Annotated in this window: 9 protein-coding genes; 5 read left to right on the forward strand and 4 right to left on the reverse strand. The window is 75.1% G+C overall.

From position 1 onward, the window contains the following. Positions 1-19: 19 nt before the first annotated feature. Positions 20-1,501: an FAD-dependent oxidoreductase gene (locus tag HS048_RS22065; RefSeq protein ID WP_068897222.1), complete on the reverse strand. Its 1,482-nt coding sequence runs from the start codon at positions 1,499-1,501 to the stop codon at positions 20-22. A gap of 305 nt (positions 1,502-1,806) precedes the next feature. Between HS048_RS22065 and cmdF the strand changes: the two genes are divergently transcribed. Beyond that, positions 1,807-3,408, forward strand: a complete 1,602-nt coding sequence (gene cmdF / locus HS048_RS22070; protein WP_230882022.1) for a tyrosine 2,3-aminomutase — start codon at positions 1,807-1,809, stop codon at positions 3,406-3,408. Positions 3,409-3,566: 158 nt separating this feature from the next. Here cmdF and HS048_RS22075 read toward each other — a convergent pair whose 3' ends face one another. Beyond that, complete coding sequence (locus tag HS048_RS22075) at positions 3,567-4,550, reverse strand: NAD(P)-dependent oxidoreductase (RefSeq protein WP_196468510.1); 984 nt, start codon at positions 4,548-4,550, stop codon at positions 3,567-3,569. After that, positions 4,547-5,923: a nucleotide sugar dehydrogenase gene (locus HS048_RS22080; protein WP_068897455.1), complete on the reverse strand. Its 1,377-nt coding sequence runs from the start codon at positions 5,921-5,923 to the stop codon at positions 4,547-4,549. The genes HS048_RS22075 and HS048_RS22080 overlap by 4 nt, the downstream gene beginning before the upstream one ends. A 394-nt stretch (positions 5,924-6,317) precedes the next feature. On the opposite strand from HS048_RS22080, the gene HS048_RS22085 reads away from it, so the two are divergent. Then, entirely contained in the window at positions 6,318-7,481 is a 1,164-nt protein-coding gene (locus HS048_RS22085; protein WP_196468511.1) for a DegT/DnrJ/EryC1/StrS aminotransferase family protein, read from the forward strand. A gap of 207 nt (positions 7,482-7,688) precedes the next feature. On the opposite strand, the gene HS048_RS22090 is transcribed toward HS048_RS22085, so the two are convergent. Further along, positions 7,689-8,909: a class I SAM-dependent methyltransferase gene (locus tag HS048_RS22090; protein ID WP_196468512.1), complete on the reverse strand. Its 1,221-nt coding sequence runs from the start codon at positions 8,907-8,909 to the stop codon at positions 7,689-7,691. A gap of 216 nt (positions 8,910-9,125) precedes the next feature. Here HS048_RS22090 and HS048_RS22095 point away from each other — a divergent pair, with 216 nt between their 5' ends. The 3 genes from HS048_RS22095 to HS048_RS22105 all read left to right on the forward strand — a co-directional run bounded on the left by HS048_RS22095 (position 9,126) and on the right by HS048_RS22105 (position 17,170). After that, positions 9,126-10,172 (forward strand): methyltransferase, encoded by a 1,047-nt coding sequence (locus HS048_RS22095; RefSeq protein ID WP_196468513.1) that lies wholly within the window; start codon positions 9,126-9,128, stop codon positions 10,170-10,172. Between the two features lie 72 nt (positions 10,173-10,244). Beyond that, positions 10,245-15,530 (forward strand): type I polyketide synthase, encoded by a 5,286-nt coding sequence (locus HS048_RS22100; protein ID WP_196468514.1) that lies wholly within the window; start codon positions 10,245-10,247, stop codon positions 15,528-15,530. Beyond that, positions 15,527-17,170, forward strand: a complete 1,644-nt coding sequence (locus HS048_RS22105; protein WP_196468515.1) for a (2,3-dihydroxybenzoyl)adenylate synthase — start codon at positions 15,527-15,529, stop codon at positions 17,168-17,170. The genes HS048_RS22100 and HS048_RS22105 overlap by 4 nt, the downstream gene beginning before the upstream one ends. Position 17,171: the final 1 nt, after the last annotated feature.

Here is a 17,171-nt window from a genome sequence, read left to right on the forward strand (position 1 = left end):
CTCCGTTCACCGGTTCGCGTCAGGCCGGCTCGTGCCGGACCCACATCAGGCCGTCCGCGGAGGCGCGCAGGCCCCCCGGCTCCAGCGGCCCGCCCTCGCCCGCCCGCTCGCCGAGCAGGGCCCGCCCCTGCAGGGCCGCACCCTGCTCCAGCAGCCGGGACAGGACCGGGCCGCTCGCGGCGCCGAGGGAGTCGACGGGCTCCTCCTCGAACGCGGCGACCGTCTTCGCCAGTTCCCGGGAGGTGGCCGCCAGGCGCGCCCTGGCCATGACGCCGCCGGCGATCTCCTCCGACGCCACGCCGCCGACCAGCTCGACGAACGCCTCCACGTCCGTGGGGGCGGTGTCGGAGACCTTCCGCGCCCGCCAGAAGTAGGAGTCCTCGGACTGGTGCATGTCGTAGAAGCCGATGAGGAACTCGTGGAAGAGCCCGTACTCGCGGCGGTAGCGGCGCTCGAACTCGGCGAAGGCGCTCTCCTCGTCGACCGTGCCGGCCAGGCAGGAGTTGACGGACCGGGCGGCCAGCAGCCCTCCGTAGGTGGCCAGGTGCACGCCGGAGGAGAAGACCGGGTCGACGAAGCAGGCCGAGTCGCCGACCAGGACCATCCCCGGACCCCAGAACCGCGTGTTGCAGTACGACCAGTCCTTGCGGACCCGGAACCGGCCGTAGGGCCCCTCGGTGACCCGGGTGGCGCCGGCCAGCTTCTCGCGGATGAGCGGGCACGCGTCGACGAACCTGCGCATCGCCGCCTCGGGGTCCCCCTGCACCAGCTGCGCCGACTCCCGGCCCACCACCGCTCCGACGCTGGTCAGGGTGGGGCTGAGCGGGATGTACCAGAACCAGCCGTGGTCGAACGCGACGCTCAGGATGTTCCCCTCGTACGGCGCCGGCAGCCGCCCGCCGCCCTCGTAGTACGCGAACAGCGCCAGGTTCCGGAAGAACGGCGAGTACCTGCGCTCCGCGCCCGCCCGGCCGTAGAGGCGGCTGGTGTTGCCCGACGCGTCCACGACGTACCGGGCGCGGACCTCGGCCGTCCGCCCGTCGAGGTCGCGGTAGCGCACGCCGCGGACGCGCCCGTCCTCCTCCACGACGCCCGTGACGGGGCTGTTCTCCCGGACCTCCACGCCGTTCTTGCGCGCGTTGTCGAGCAGGATGGAGTCGAACTTCATCCGCTCCACCTGGTACGCGTACGACGTGGGGCCGGCCATCCGGCGGGAGACGGCGAACTCGAAGGTCCACGGCTTGGGGTTGCTCCCCCACTTGAACGTGCCGCCGCGCTTCACCGTGAAACCCGCGCGCCGCAGCTCGTCGTCGACGCCGAGCAGGTGGGCGATTCCGTGGACGGTCGCGGGAAGCAGCGACTCACCGATCTGGTAACGGGGGAAGCCCTCCTTCTCCAGAAGGAGGACCCGGTGCCCGCGCTTGCCCACGAGAGTGGAGACGGTGGATCCCGCCGGTCCGCCCCCGACCACCACCACGTCGTATTCCTGCGGTGAACTCACCGGCACTCCTCTCGAACGTGCAGCCCGGACCGGCCGCGGCGGTCGCACGCGGAAACGGCCCGGCGACGGTTCCGGCGAATCCGTCCACCGCATCTTCACCACCGCCGACCGGCCGCGCATCTTCCGTGTTGCGGCGGCCGCCGTACGAATATGGCAGGAACATGAACCCCTTCCGAGGGCATATCCGCACGCGCGGCCCTGGACTCGCGGGCGCATTTCCAACAGAATCAGTCCACACTGCCGGCATTTTCATTCCGCGGTAATTCATGCGATCCGATGAATTGTCAGAGGTGAGTAATGTGACCATGGTCGAGACCCGCGTGGCGGTCGACTTCGACGGCGAGAGCCTGGACATCGGGGACGTCCGGAGGGTGGCCGAGGAGGGGACGCCCTGCCGCATCGCGCCCGAGGCCCTGTCCAGGGCGGCGGAGAGCCGGCGGATGTTCGAGGACATCGCCCGGCAGAACATCCCCATCTACGGCGTCACCACCGGCTACGGCGAGATGATCTACATGCTGGTCGACGTCTCGAAGGAGGTGGAGCTCCAGACCAACCTGGTCCGCAGCCACAGCGCCGGCGTGGGCCCGCTCTTCGCCGAGGACGAGGCCAGGGCGATCCTGGCCGCCCGGCTCAACGCGCTGGCCAAGGGGCACTCGGCCGTGCGCCCGGAGGTGCTGGAGCGCCTGGCCCTCTACCTCAACCTGGGGATCACCCCCGCCGTCCCGGAGATCGGGTCGCTCGGCGCCAGCGGCGACCTGGCACCGCTGTCCCACATCGCCTCCACGGTCATCGGCGAGGGGTACGTCCTGCGGGACGGCCGGCCGGTCGAGACCGGGACGGTCCTGCGCGAGCACGGGATCACCCCGCTGGAGCTGCGCTTCAAGGAGGGGCTCGCGCTGATCAACGGCACCTCCGCGATGACCGGCCTGGGCTCGCTCGTCGTCTGCCGGGCCCTGGACCAGGTGAGGCAGGCCGAGATCGTCTCGGCTCTGGTGATCGAGACCCTGCGGGGCTCGACGAGCCCCTTCCTGCCCGAGGGCCACGAGACCGCCCGCCCGCATCCCGGCCAGATCGACAGCGCGGCCAACCTGCGGGCGCTCATGGGCGGCAGCGGCCTGACGGTCGACCACGGCGAGCTGCGGCGGCAGGTGCAGCGGGGCAGGCGGGACGGGGCGGAGGTCCAGCGCACCGAGACCTACCTGCAGAAGGCCTACTCGCTGCGCGCGGTGCCGCAGATCCTCGGCGCCGTGCGCGACACCCTGGCCCACGCCGGGGACAAGCTCCGCATCGAGCTCAACTCCGCCAACGACAACCCCCTCTTCTTCCCCGGCCAGGAGATCTTCCACGGGGCCAACTTCCACGGCCAGCCGATCGCCTTCGCGATGGACTTCGTGACGATCGCGCTGACCCAGCTCGGGGTGCTCTCCGAGCGCCAGACCAACCGGCTGCTGAACCGGCACCTGAGCTACGGCCTGCCCGAGTTCCTGGTCGCCGGGGAGCCGGGGCTCAACAGCGGGTTCGCCGGGGCGCAGTACCCCGCCACGGCGCTGGTGGCCGAGAACCGGACGATCGGCCCGGCCAGCACGCAGAGCGTGCCGTCCAACGGCGACAACCAGGACGTCGTCAGCATGGGCCTGATCGCCGCGCGCAACGCGCGCCGGGTCCTGCGCAACAACGACCGGATCCTCGCGGTGGAGTTCCTGGCCGCGGCCCAGGCGGTGGACGTCTCGGGCCGGTACGACGGTCTCGGGCCGGCCGGCCGGGCCGCCTACGACGCCGTGCGCTCCCTGGTGCCCACGCTCGACCGCGACCGCTTCATGAGCGACGACATCGAGGTCGTCGCCTCGGCCCTGTCCCGGGGACGCCTCCTCGACGCCGTCAGGCGGAGCGGCGTGGAACTGCGCTGAACCCGACGAAAACGGGCCCCGCCTCCGTCGCGCGGAGGCGGGGCCCGTTTTCGTCGCCGGCCGCCGTCAGGAGGCGGCGTCGCTGTCGCCTCAGGAGGCGGCGCCGCTGTGGGGGGAAGCCCCCGTCAGGCGGCACCGCCTGACGGGAAGCGCCGAGGTCAGGCGGCGCCGCTGTCGGGGAGCGCGAGCCACCAGGGGTTGGCGCGGGCCCACTCGATCGTCTCGACCAGCCCGTCGCGCAGCGGCGTGACGCACTCCCAGCCCAGCAGCGTGCGCGCCCGCGCGGTGTCGGGCACCCGGCGGGGCAGGTCCTCGTAGGCGGGGCCGAGCCTCTCGGCCGTGTCCACCGGCAGGGCCGGACCGGCCCCGGTGAGCTCGGCGATCAGGGCGACGACCTCGGCCACCGAGGTCTCCCGGGTGCTGCCGAGGTTGAAGGCCCGGCCCACCGCCTCGGGGCGGGCCGCGGCCAGCAGGGTGCCCTCGACCGCGTCGGCCACGTAGGTGAAGCAGCGGGACTGCCGCCCCCGGTCGTAGACCACCGGCGGGAGGCCGTTGAGCGCCCGGTGCACGCTGCGGCTGACGATGTAGGCGGGGCGCTGGCGCGGCCCGTAGACGTTGAAGTAGCGCACGACCGTGGCCGCCAGCCCGTGCTGGCGGCCGAAGGCGAACGTCAGGTGCTCGCCGAGCGCCTTGCTGGAGGCGTAGGTCCAGCGGTCGGCGGTGGTCGGCCCGAGGACGCGGTCGCCGTCCTCGGACCAGGGCACCGAGGGGTTCTTGCCGAACACCTCGCTGGTGCTCGCCACCACGACCCTGGCCCCCGCCCGGGCGGCCAGCTCCAGCACGTTGCGGGTGCCGGAGAAGTTGACGTCGATGACGTCCAGCGGCCGGGCCAGGTAGCGGTCCACCCCCACCACCGCGGCCAGGTGGTAGACCACGTCCACACCGCGGGTGACGGCCTCGGCCAGGCGGTCGAGGTCGCGGACGTCGCCCTGGACGTACCGGGCGTGCTCCCGGCCCGCCGGGCCGGCCGGGGGCGCGCCGTCGAAGACGGTGACCTCGTCGCCCCGGGTGAGGAGCCGGTCCACGAGGTGGCCGCCGACGAAACCGGACCCGCCCGTGACGACGGCTCGGACGGCGCTCATCGCCCGATCCCCCGGTAGGCGTGGCCCAGTCGGCGCAGGCGGGCGATCGTCTCCTTGGGGTAGTAGGCCCGCCCGTCCAGGATCAGGCAGGAGTCCGCGACGGGCAGCCCGGCGAGGTCGAGGTCCTCGAACTGCCGGTGCAGGGCCAGGACGGCCAGGCAGTCGGCGTCCCGGACGGCCTCGTGCAGGCTCTCCACGGGCCGGACGCCCAGCAGTTCCTCGGCCTGGTCCGGATCGACCAGCGGGTCGTGGGCGCGGACCTCCGCGCCGGCCTTGGCCAGCGCCTCGATGACGCCGCGCGCCGGGGTGGCCCGCAGGTCGCCGGTGTCGTTCTTGAAGGCCAGACCCAGTACGGCGATCTTCGCCCTGGCCGGGTCCTTGCCGCGGGCGACCAGCTCGTCGATGATCAGCTGCGCGGTGTGGCCGGGCATGGCCTCGTTGACCTCGCGGCCGGCCCGGGGCGTCCGGAGCTCCACGCCCCGGCCGCGGGCCGACCGCCACACCATCCACGGGTCCTTGGTCAGGCACGACCCGCCCACCCCGGCGCTGGGCAGCAGGATGTTGACGTTGCCGGACCCCTTGGGCAGGGAGTTCGCCGCCTCGATCACGTCGAGGACGTCCACCCCGTACAGCGCGCAGAACATGGCCAGCTCGTTGGCGAGGGCGATGTTCAGGTCGATCCACCAGTTGCTGGCCAGTTTGGTGATCTCGGCGGCCTCCGGCGAGTCGTGCTCGATGACCCTGACCCCCAGGGCCCGCCGCCAGAACTCCGCCGCGGCCCGCGTGCTGCGCGCGTCGATGCCGCCGACCACGATCGGCAGGGTGCGCAGCTCCGCCAGGGCGGTGCCCTCGGCGAGCCGCTCGGGGGTGCAGGCGAGCAGGAAGTCCGTACCGGCGGTCAGCCCGCCGCGCTCCAGCAGCGGGACCACCAGGTCGCGGGTGGTGCCCGCGGCCAGGGTGCTCTTGAGCAGCACCAGCTGGCCGGGGCGCAGGTGCCCGCTCAGCGCCAGGCAGGCGGCGCGCAGCTGGCCGTCGGCCATCGAGCCGTCGTCGCGGATCGGCGTGCCGACCGCCACGACCACGACGTCGGCCTCCGAGACGGCCGGGTGCTCGCCGGTGACCCGCAGCCGCCCGGCCGCCGTGACCCGCGACAGGACCTCCTCCAGCTCGTGCTCCCGGAAGCGGCAGCGGCCGCTCCGCAGCTCACCGACCAGTTCCGGGTCGGTGTCGATCCCGACGACGTCCAGCCCGCGGTCGGCCAGTGCCGCCGCGAGACACGATCCGACGTATCCCAGGCCGACCACGGCGACGGTCGGGTTCTCGCGTACGTCTGCCCCCGGCGGGTCCGGGAGGTCCACCACTGGCACGGCCATGACCACCTCTTGGTCTCCTCGTCAACGGCAAGCCGGTCGGCGGCCGGGGCGCGGGGGCGGTCCGGACACGGTCCGGCCCGCCCCGGTGGCGGCGGGGCCCTCCGCCCCGGACACGGCGTCCATCCCAATGGTGATCATCACGGCACGCCCCCGCACCTTCCCTGTTGCGGCGGTCCGCGGAATCACCGCGCTCTCCCGCCACGTCCCGCCGTACGGCGCCGCCGCGCCGCCGGATCCCCGCCCCCTCCTGCGCTTTCGCGCCGGTGCGTCCGCGCCGGGGCGTTTATCGGAAATTGCCGTGTCGGGCCCGCTCACTGTCGGCGCCCGTTCCCCGCCCTCACTATGGGCCTCGGAGGAGAATCGCCGTCGCGGGAACGGGGCATCGATGAAAGACATGATCAATGTGTTCCAGCCCATGCTCGGAGAACAGGAGCTGGCGGCCGTACGGGAGGTCTTCGAGAGCAACTGGATCGGCAGGGGCGAGCGGACGAAGGCGTTCGAGGAGGGGTTCGCCCGGCACCTCGGCGTCGGCCCGCGGCACGTGACGTCCACCAACTCGTGCACCGAGGCGACGTTCATCGCGATGGAGCTGGCCGACGTGGGCCCGGGCGCGGAGGTGGTCCTGCCGACGATCAGCTTCGTCGGCGCGGGCAACGCCGTGGCCTCCCGTGGAGCCCGGCCGGTCTTCTGCGACGTCGACCCCCGGACGCTGAACCCCACCGCCGACCACGTCGAGGCCGCGCTGACGCCGCGGACCAGGGCGGTGGTCGTCCTGCACTACGGCGGCCGTCCCGGTGACGTCGCGCGGATCGCGGAACTCTGCCGGGAGCGCGGCGTCCTGCTCGTCGAGGACGCGGCGATCGCGGTCGCCTCGCGCGTCGACGGCCGCGCCTGCGGGACGTTCGGGGACATGGGGGTCTGGAGCTTCGACCACGGCAAGATCCTGGTCACCGTCGACGGCGGCATGCTGTACGTGCGCGACCCCGAGCTCGCGGCGCGCGCACCCAAGCTGGCCTACCTGGGGATGGAGCAGGTCAGCGGGTACGACCAGGCGCTGCGGGCCCGGACCCGGTGGTGGGAGTTCGAGCTGTCCTCCTTCTCCAGGCGCTCGGTCACCAACGACGTGCTCTCCGCCGTGGGCCTGGTGCAGCTCGGCCGCCTGCCCGGTTTCGTGGCCCGCAGGCGCCGGATCGCCGAACGGTACGACCGGGGACTCGCCGGCGTCGAGGGACTGCTCTGCCCGCCGCCGCTGCCGCCGGGCCACGAGTCGTCCCACTACATGTACTGGATCCAGCTGGAGGGCGGCATCAGGGACGACCTAGCGCGCGACCTCTACGAGCGCGGGATCTACACGACCTTCCGCTACCCGCCGCTGCACCGGGTCAGGGCCTACGGCTCCGACGCCGTGCTGCCGGGCGCCGACCGGGCCGCGGACGGCACGCTCCTGCTGCCCATGCACCAGGGGCTGACCGACGCCGACGTCGACCGGGTCGTCGACGCGGTGCGCGAGTGCGTGCGCGCCCGCCTGGGCCGGCGCCGCAGCCCGGCGCCCGCCTGACCGGACGGCCCGCCTGACCGGACGGACGCCCGGGTGTCCGGGGTCCGGGTGTCCGGGGACGCCTGGAGGCCCGGGGCGTCCGAGGCGTCCGGGCGGTCCGCCGGAGGCGGCCGAAGGGCCTCTGCCGCGGCGGTGCGCCGGGTCGGCAGAGGCCCTTCGGCCCGCGGGGGCGGCGGCGCCGTCGCCGTCCGTCCGCCCGTCCGTCGATCAGACGATCCGGACCTCCGGGACGTAGAGGATCCACCGGCCCCCGCTCTCGCGGAACGCCCGCTCCTTGGCCATGATCTCGTCGGCGTGGTTCCAGGCGAACAGCACGGCGTAGTCGGGGTAGGGGTCTGCGAACGCCTCCGGCGGCCGCACCGGCAGGTGCGAGCCGGGCACCAGGTGCCCCTGCTTCGACGGGGTGGAGTCGCACACGAACGGGATCAGGTCCGGGCCGATCCCGCAGTAGTTCGTCACCGTGGTGCTCTTGCCCGGCGCGCCGTAGCCGACCACCCGCCGCCCCTGTGCGCGCAGGTCGCGCAGGAGGGCGACCAGCTCGTCCCGGATGCGCTCCACCCTCCCCCGGAAGCGGTCGAGCGTCCCGGGCTCCGACAGCCCCCGTTCGCGCTCCTCGGCGAGGAGTTCCTCCACCGCCGGGCTCGGGACCCGCGCGCCCGGCCGCGCCAGCGTGTAGCGGATCTCGCCGCCGTGCAGCGGGATGCGCTCGGCGTCGACCAGTTCGAAGCCGAAGCGCCGGGCCATCGCCCGCACCGAGGTCACGCTGAAGTAGAAGACGTGCTCGTCGTAGATCTGGTCGAACGCCGTCCGCTCGACGACCGTGCCCAGGTAGGGCTCCTCGAACACGAAGACGCCGCCCGGCGCGAGCAGCGCGTCGATCCCGCGGAAGACCGAGGCGACGTGCGCGATGTGGCAGATCGTGTTGGCGCCGAAGACGACGTCCGCCGCGCCGTGGCGGGCACGGACGCCGGCCGCCGTCCGCTCGTCGAAGAACTCGGTCAGCACCTCGACGCCCTTGGCCCTGGCCAGTTCCGCCACGTTGGCGGAGGGCTCGACGCCCAGGTGCCGGACGCCGGCCCGGGCGATCGTCGACAGCATCACCCCGTCGTTGCAGCCGATCTCGACGACGAACGGGTCGGGACCGGTGAGTTCGGTCTCGAGGAGGCGCAGCGCGTTCTCCTCGAAGTGCTTGCGGTGGCCGGCGGACCCCGACGCGTGGTACCGGTACCCGCCGTGGTACCTGCGCTCCTGCGGGACCTCGTCGACGAGCTGCGCCATCGCGCAGTCCGCGCACGCCGCCGCCGCCAGGCGGAAGAAGTACTCACCGTCGGTCTCGTCCGGCCGCAGGAAGCCGTTGGCCGTCGGCTGCCGCCCCAGGTCGACGAACTCCCGCAGTTCACCACCGCATACCCGGCATCTTCTGTCCATGTGCCGGATCGTAGACACGCGCGCCCCCGGCCGCTTCTTCACCAGTGCCGTGCTCCGCCCCGCACGCGGTCCCGGCCGCGGCCTCTCCCGGGCGTCCCGGGGCCGCTTCCCCGGAAGGCCGCAGCGCATTTACGGAGATGCGGCGGGAAACGGCGCGGTGATGATTCTGGAGTAGTCGTCGCAGTAGGAGCGCCAGCATTCCTGTAGGGGGCCCCGATGCTCACCAGCGGTAGCGTCACCATGCCGGATTCCGACTACCTCCGGCTCATCATCCACGGCACGACCGCCTTCGAGCTGCTCCGCACCGCACTGGAGCTCGACCTCTTCGAGCACCTGGAGGCGGCCGGCGGGATGGACGTGGCGGCGGCCGCGGCGGCCATGGGCGTCGCCGAGCAGCCGGCCCGCGTCCTGCTGCTGGGCCTGAGCTCCGTGCGGCTGCTGGACAGACGCGACGGCCGGTACGTCAACAGCCCGGTGGTGCGGCGCAAGCTCCTGCGGTCCAGCCCGCGTTTCCTGGGCCCGCTCGTCGACGTCCAGGCGCGCGTCATCAACGCGAGCATGCCGGACCTCGCCGAGGCGGTACGGCGCGGCACCAACGTCGGGCTGCGGCGCCTCGACGGTCCCGGCGCGACGCTGTACGAGCGGCTCACCGCCCACCCGGACCTGCAGGAGGTCTTCTACGCCAACATGGGCGACGCGTCGCGCAAGTCGTTCGCGCAGCTCCTCGACCACTACGACTTCAGCGGGATCCGGCACGCCGTCGACGTCGGCGGCGGCGACGGCACCAACGCCGTCGAGCTGGCGCGGCGCCACCCGGACCTCACCGTGACGGTCTTCGACCAGGAGAGCGTGGTCCGGCTCGCCGCGGAGCGGATCGACGATCCCGACCTGCGCAAGCGGGTGCGCTTCCGGGCCGGGGACCTGCTGACCGACCCGCTGCCCGAGGGCGCCGACGCGATCCTGCTGTTCCACATCTTCGAGATCTGGTCGCTGGAGCGCAACACCGAGCTGCTGCGCAGGTGCCACGACGCGCTCCCGGACGGAGGCGTGTGCCTCGTCTACAACATCGCCTGCGACGACGAGGGCACCGGCCCGATGACCGCCGGGCTGGTCTCGCCGTACTTCCTCACCCTCGCCTCCGGCGAGGGCATGGCCTACTCACCGGGCGACATGGAGCGCGCCGTCCGCGCCGCCGGCTTCTCGCACGTGGAGCGCCGCCAGGACCTGGGCTTCAGCCACGCGCTCGTCGTCGGCCGCCGCTAGATCCCCCTTCCCCCGACCGCGAGCCGCTCTGGAGGTCCCGCCGGGATGCCCACGACGAACGAAGGAGGGCCGATGAACTCCCCCGAACCCCCCGAACCCCTCGCCATCATCGGGATGGCCTGCAGATTCGCCGGAGGCGTCGACTCGCCGGAGGCGTTCTGGGACCTGCTGCGCGAGGGCCGCGACACCGTCGGGGAGGTTCCCCCGGACCGCTGGGACGGGTACGCCGCCCGGGGACACGAGTACGCCGCCGCCGTACGGGAGGTGACGCGGCGCGGTTCCTTCCTCGACGACGTGCGCGGGTTCGACGCCGAGTTCTTCGACATCACCCCGCGCGAGGCCGCGCTCATGGACCCGCAGCAGCGGATCGTGCTGGAGCTGTGCTGGGAGGCGCTGGAGCACGCGGGCATCCCGCCGCGCGACCTCGCCGGGACCGACGCCGGGGTGTTCATGGGGGTCGGCGCGGACGACTACGGCCGCAGGCTGCTGGAGGACCTGCCCCGCATCGAGGCGTGGACCGGCATCGGCGGCGCCTACTGCGGGGTCGCCAACCGCGTCTCCTACACGCTCGACCTGCGCGGGCCGAGCATGGCGGTGGACACGGCCTGCTCGTCGTCGCTGGTCGCCGTCCACCTCGCCGCGCAGGCGCTGCGCGCCGGGGAGTGCCCGGTGGCGCTGGCCGGCGGGGTGATGGTGATGGCGGCGCCGGGCCTCTCGCTGGTGCTCGACGCGGCCGGCGCCACCGCGCCCGACGGCCGCAGCAAGTCCTTCGACGCGGCGGCGGACGGCTACGGCCGCGGCGAGGGCGGCGGCGTCGTCGTGCTGAAGCGGCTGGCGGACGCCCGGCGCGACGGCGACCGGGTGCTCGCGGTGATCCGCGGCAGCGCCGTGCACCAGGACGGCCGCACCAACGGCATCATGGCGCCCAGCGGCCGGGCGCAGGCCCACCTGATGCGCCGGGCCTACGAGGCCGCCGGCGTCGACCCGGCCACGGTCGGCTACGTGGAGGCGCACGGCACCGGCACCCGGGTCGGCGACCCGCTCGAGGCCGGTGCGCTGGCCGAGGTCTTCGGCCGCGGCCGGCCCCGGGGGCGTCCCTGCCTGATCGGGTCGGTGAAGCCGAACATCGGCCACCTCGAAGCGGGCGCCGGCGTGGCCGGCGTGATCAAGACGGTGCTCGCGCTCCGGCACGGGGAGATACCGCCGAGCCTGAACGTCACCACGCCCAACCCGGCGATCCCGTGGGAGGCCTCGGGACTGCGGGTGGTGACCGGGCCGGCCGCCTGGCCGGACACCGGCGGGCCGCGGCGGGCCGGGGTCTCCGGGTACGGCTACGGCGGCACGATCGCGCACGTCATCCTGGAGGAGGGGGACGCGCCCGCGGAGCGGCCGGGCCCGGACGCCGGCCCGGCGCTGTACCCGCTGTCCGGGGCGAGCCGGGCGGCCGTCGGCGAGTACGCGGGCCGGCTGGCCGACCTGCTCTCGCGCGGCGGGCCGGGCACGGCCGACGTCGGGCACACCCTGGCCCGCCGGCGCACGCACCTGCCGCACCGGGCCGCCGTGTTCGCGGCCGACCGCGGGCAGCTGGTCGCGCGGCTGCGGGAGCTGGCCGCGCAGGGCACGGGGCCGGCGACCGGGACCGCGGTGCCGGGCGCCGGGCGCGGGCTGGTCTGGGTGTTCTCCGGTCACGGTTCCCAGTGGCCCGGGATGGCCCGCGAGCTGCTCGCCGGGCACCCGGCGTTCGCCGGGGTGATCGACCGCCTGGAGCCGGTCTTCGCCGAGGAGATGGGCCTGTCGCCCCGTGCGGTGATCGCCGACGACGCCCCGCAGCCGGTGCACGTCGTCCAGCCGATGATCTTCGCGGTGCAGGTGGCGCTCGGTGCGGTCTGGCGGGCCTGCGGGGTGCGGCCCGACGCGGTGATCGGCCACTCGGTCGGCGAGATCGCGGCGGCCGTCACCGCCGGGGTGCTCACCCTGGAGCAGGGCGCGAGGCTGGTGTGCCGGCGCTCGCTGCTGCTGCGCCGGGTGGCGGGCCGCGGCGCCATGGTCCTGGTGAACCTGCCGCCGGAGAAGGCCGAACGCCGCCTCGGCGACCGGCGCGACCTGGCCGTGGCCGTCGCCGCCTCGACGGGCTCGGCGGTGGTCTCCGGCGACGTCCGCGCCGTCGAGGAGCTCGCCGGGCGGTGGCGTGCCGAAGGGCTCGCCGTACGCCGCGTCGACTCCGACGTGGCCTTCCACAGCCCGCACATGGACCCGCTGCTCGCCCCGCTGGCCGAGGCCGCCGCCGACCTGCCGCCGGGCCCGCCGGCGGTCCGCCTCTACAGCACGGCGCTGGAGGACCCCCGCTCCGGCGCGCCCCGCGACGGCGCCTACTGGGCGGCCAACCTGCGCGGACAGGTGCGGTTCGCCCAGGCGGTGACGGCCGCCGTCGAGGACGGCTACCGCCTGTTCGTCGAGGTCTCCCCGCACCCGGTCGTGGAGCACTCCATCGGTGAGACGCTCGACGAGCTCGGCGTCGACGACGCCTACGTGACCCACTCCCTGCGCCGCGGCCGGCCCGAGTCGGAGACCCTGCTGACCAACCTGGGCCTGCTGTACTGCCACGGCGCGGACGTCGACTGGTCGCGCGCCTGGCCGGGCGGCGCGCTCGCCGACCTGCCGGGGCCGGCCTGGCAGCGCAGGCCCCACTGGGCCGGGGAACCGGCCGGCCGCGCCGAGCCGCCCGCGCGGCACGACCCGTCGAGCCACACGCTGCTCGGCGGCAGGACCCGCCTGAACGGCACGACCCCGGCACGGGCGTGGCTGACCCGCCTGGACCGCGGCTCGCGCCCCTACCCCGGCCGGCACCCGGTGCGCGGAGTGGAGATCGTCCCCGCCGCCGTGCTGCTGAACACGTTCCTGGCGGCCGCGTCGTCCGCGGGGTCCCCGCCGGACCTGGCCGACGTGGCCCTGCGGGTGCCGGTCAGCCTCACCGGCCCGCGCGACCTCCAGGTCGTCCTGCAGGACGGCGTCGTCCGGCTCTCCTCCCGGATCGCGGACGAAGCCTCCGGTGCGGACGGCGCGGACGACGACGCCGGCTGGGTCACGCACACCACGGCGGTCGTGGAACCCCGGTCCGCGCTCCCGGACGGCCCCGCCCTGCGCGTGGCGGCCGCCGAGGAGCTGCCGCCCGACCACGTGGTCGCCAGGCTCGCCTCCCTGGAGGTGGCCGAGATGGGCTTCCCCTGGACCGTCGAACGGCTCCGGCGCGGCGACGGCGGCCTGGTGGCCGTGATCGGCACCGGGGCCGATGCCGGAGCCGCACCCGGAGCCGGAGCCGGAGCCGGACCCGGAGCCGGGGCGCCGCCCGCCACGTGGGCTCCGCTGATCGACGCCGTCCTGTCGACCGCCTCGGTGGCCTTCTCCGGCCCGCCGGTCCTGCGCATGCCCGCGCGCATCCGGCGCGTCACCCTGGCGGACGAGCCGCCGGCGCGGGCGCGCGTCACCGTCCGCGTGACCGGCGACGACACCGTCGACGTGGAGATCGCCGACCTCGGCGGCGCCGTGGCCGGCCGGCTCACCGGCCTGCGGTACGGCCTGCCCGACGGCGACGCCGGGACCTCCGCCGGTCCCCGCCGGCTGGTCCACGAGATCGTCTGGCGGCCGGTGGAGCGCACCGCCCCCCGGCCCGGCGGGGACGCCGGGGACGCAGGAGATCTCGAGGAGGCGGTCCTCGTGGGCCCGGACGGCGCCCTGCGCGACCGGCTGGCCGGCGCCCTCGGCGGCGCGGGCGTCCCGTACCGCGTCGCCGCCGGACCTGAGGAGCTGCGCGAGACCGAGCTGACCGGCCGCCGCGCCGTCGTCGTGGTGCCGCCGGACTGCGGTCCCGGTGAGGTGGGCGAGACGGCGGCCCGCGCCGCGTGGCTGCTGGCCCGGACCGCGCAGCGGCTGGCCGGCACCGGCGGCGCCCGTCCCGCCCGGCTGTGGTGCGCGACCGAGGGCGCGCGAGAGGGGGCGACCCCCGGGGCGCTCGCGCAGAGCGCGCTGTGGGGCCTGGGACGGATCATCGGCGGTGAGCACCCCGAGCTCTGGGGCGGCGTCGTGGACCTCGGGCGCTCCCCGCGGGACCCGGACGGCTTCGCAGGCGTCCTGCGCGCCGTACGCGGCGAGGACGTCGTCGCGGTGCGCGACGGCGAGCCCTCGGTGCCGCGGCTGCGCCGCCCGGACGGCGAGCCCGGCGGGGCCCCGGCGGCCTGCCGCCCGGACGGCACCTACCTGGTCACCGGGGGCCTGGGCGCCCTCGGTCTGGAGGTCGCCCGGTGGCTGGCGGACCGGGGCGCGCGCCGGATCGTCCTGGCCGGCCGTACGGCCCTGCCGCCCCGCGACCGCTGGGACGACCCGGCCGATGCCGGGCTCGCGGCGAAGGTCGCGGCGGTCCGGGCGCTCGAACGGCGCGGCGTCACCGTGGTCACGGTCGCGCTGGACGTGGCCGACGCGCGGGCCGCGGCGGCGGCGCTCTCCCCCGCCGCGCTCGGGCTGCCGCCGATCCGCGGCGTCGTGCACGCCGCGGGCGTCGTCGACGACCGCGTGGTCCGGGCCCTGGACGAGGCGTCGCTCCGTACGGTCCTGCGGCCCAAGGTGGACGGCGCGCTGGTGCTGGACGCCCTGTTCCCGCCGGGGAGCGTGGACTTCTTCGTGCTGTTCTCCTCCTGCGGCCAGCTGCTCGGTCTCCCCGGGCAGGGCGCCTACGCGGCGGGCAACGCGTTCCTGGACGCGCTCGCCGCCCGCCGCCGGGCCGCCGGGGACGCCGGGACGATCGGCTTCGGGTGGACGTCCTGGCGGGGGCTGGGCATGTCCACCTCCTCGGCGGTGACGGACGCCGAGCTGGCCGCGTGCGGCACGGGCGACATCACCGCCGCGGAGGCGTTCGACGCCTGGGAGCTGGCGGAGCGGCACGGCCTGGCGTACGCGGCCGTGCTGCGGACCGTCCCGGCCGACGGCGGCGCGCGCAGGCCGGCGCTGCTGGCGGAGCTGCCGCCGGAGACGCCCGGCGGGGAGCCCGCGGCCGAGGCGGGGGCCCCGCGCTGGGCCGGTCTGGAGGGGGCGGAGCTGCACGAGGTCCTCGTCGAGGAGATCCGCCTGCAGGTGGCCGCGGAGACGAAACTGTCCGCCGCCGAGCTGGACCCGCGCCGCCCGCTGGTGGAGATGGGGCTCGAGTCCGTCATGACGGCCCGGATCCGCCGGGGGCTCGAGCGGCGCTTCCGCATCCCGCTGCCGGCGACGCTGTTCTGGGACCGGCCCACGATCGACGCGATCGCCTCCCTGCTGGCCGAGAGGGTCGAGGGGAGCGCCCTGCTCAGTGAGAGGAGTGCGAGATGAGACCCGAGGGGGCCGTGCCCTGGCCCGAGGACCTGGCCCGCGTCTACCGCGCGGCGGGCTGCTGGCGCGACCGCCCGCTGGGCTCCCTGGTGTGGGAGTGGGCGGAGCGGCGGGGCGACCGGGTCGCGGTGGTCGACGGCGGCCACCGCCTGACCTACCTCGACCTGGCGCTGCGCTCCGACGCCCTGGCCGAGGGCCTCGCCGGGCTGGGGCTCGCCGCCGGCGACACGCTCCTGCTGCAGCTCCCGAACCGCTGGGAGTTCGTCGTGGTCACCCTGGCCTGCCTGCGGCTGGGCGTGGTGCCGGTGATGATGCTGCCGGCGCACCGCGAGCACGAGCTGGCCTCGATCGGCGCGCACGTCGGGGCCAAGGCCCTGGTCGTGCCGGACGGCTGGCGCGGCTGCGACCACCAAGAGCTGGCCTGCCGGGTGGCGGACGCGCTGCCCGGCCCGGCGCGGGTGCTGGTCGTGGGCGACGAGGTGCGGCCGGGCTGCGTGGACGTGCGCGCCCTGATGCGGCGCGGCGGCGACCCCGGGCGGCGGCGCCGCCGGCTGGACGAGCGGGCGCCCGACCCCTCCGACGTCGCGGTGTTCCTGCTGTCGGGGGGGACGACGGGCGTGCCCAAGGTGATCGGCCGCACGCACAACGACTACGAGTACAACTTCCGGCGCTGCGCCGAGGTCTGCGGGTTCGGCCCGGACACCGTGTACCTGGCGGTGCTCCCGGTCGCGCACAACTTCGCGCTGGCCAGCCCCGGCGTCCTGGGCGCGCTGCACGCCGGCGGCCGGGTCGTGCTGCTGCCGACCCCCCGGCCGGAGGCGGTGTTCGCGGCCGTCGAGGCCGAGGGCGTCACCGCCACCTCCGCGGTCCCGGCCGTGGTGCTCAAATGGGTGGAGGCGGCCGGGAGCTGCGGCCGCGACCTGTCCAGCCTGCGCCACGTCCACGTCGGCGGGTCCGTGCTCTCGCCGGAGGTCGCCGCGCGCATCGGCCCGGCGCTGGGCTGCCGGCTGCAGCAGGTGTACGGCATGGCCGAGGGCCTCATCTGCTACACCCCGGCCGACGCGCCCGACGAGGTGGCCCACGCCACCCAGGGCTCGCCGATCAGCGCGTACGACGAGCTGCTGGTGGTCGGCCCGGACGGGCGCCCGGTGCCTCCCGGCGAGCCGGGCGAGCTGCTCACCCGCGGCCCGTACACGCCGCGCGGCTACTTCGGGGTGCCCGCCCAGAACGCCGTCTCGTTCACCCCCGACGGCTGGTACCGCACCGGCGACCTGGTGCGGATCACCCCCGGGGGCGACGTGGTGGTCTGCGGGCGGGTCAAGGACCTGATCAACCGGGCCGGGGAGAAGATCTCCGCCGGGGAGATCGAGACCCTGGTCCAGGAGATGCCGGAGGTGGCGGAGGCCGCCGCGGTCGCGGTGCCCGACCCGGAGGTCGGCGAGCGGGTGTGCCTGTTCGTCCGCGTCCGTCCGGGCCGCACGCTGACGCTCGACGACGTGGCGGGCGCCCTGGCGGCCCGGGGCGTCGCCGCGTTCAAGATCCCCGAACGGCTCGAGGTGCTGGACGAGCTGCCGCACACCCCGATCGGCAAGCCCGACAAGAAGCGGCTGCTCGACCTGGTCGCGGCGGGCGGGAGGTGAG

It is taken from the genome of Planomonospora sp. ID91781, from assembly GCF_015711595.1.
Taxonomy (GTDB): Bacteria; Actinomycetota; Actinomycetes; order Streptosporangiales; family Streptosporangiaceae; genus Planomonospora; species Planomonospora parontospora.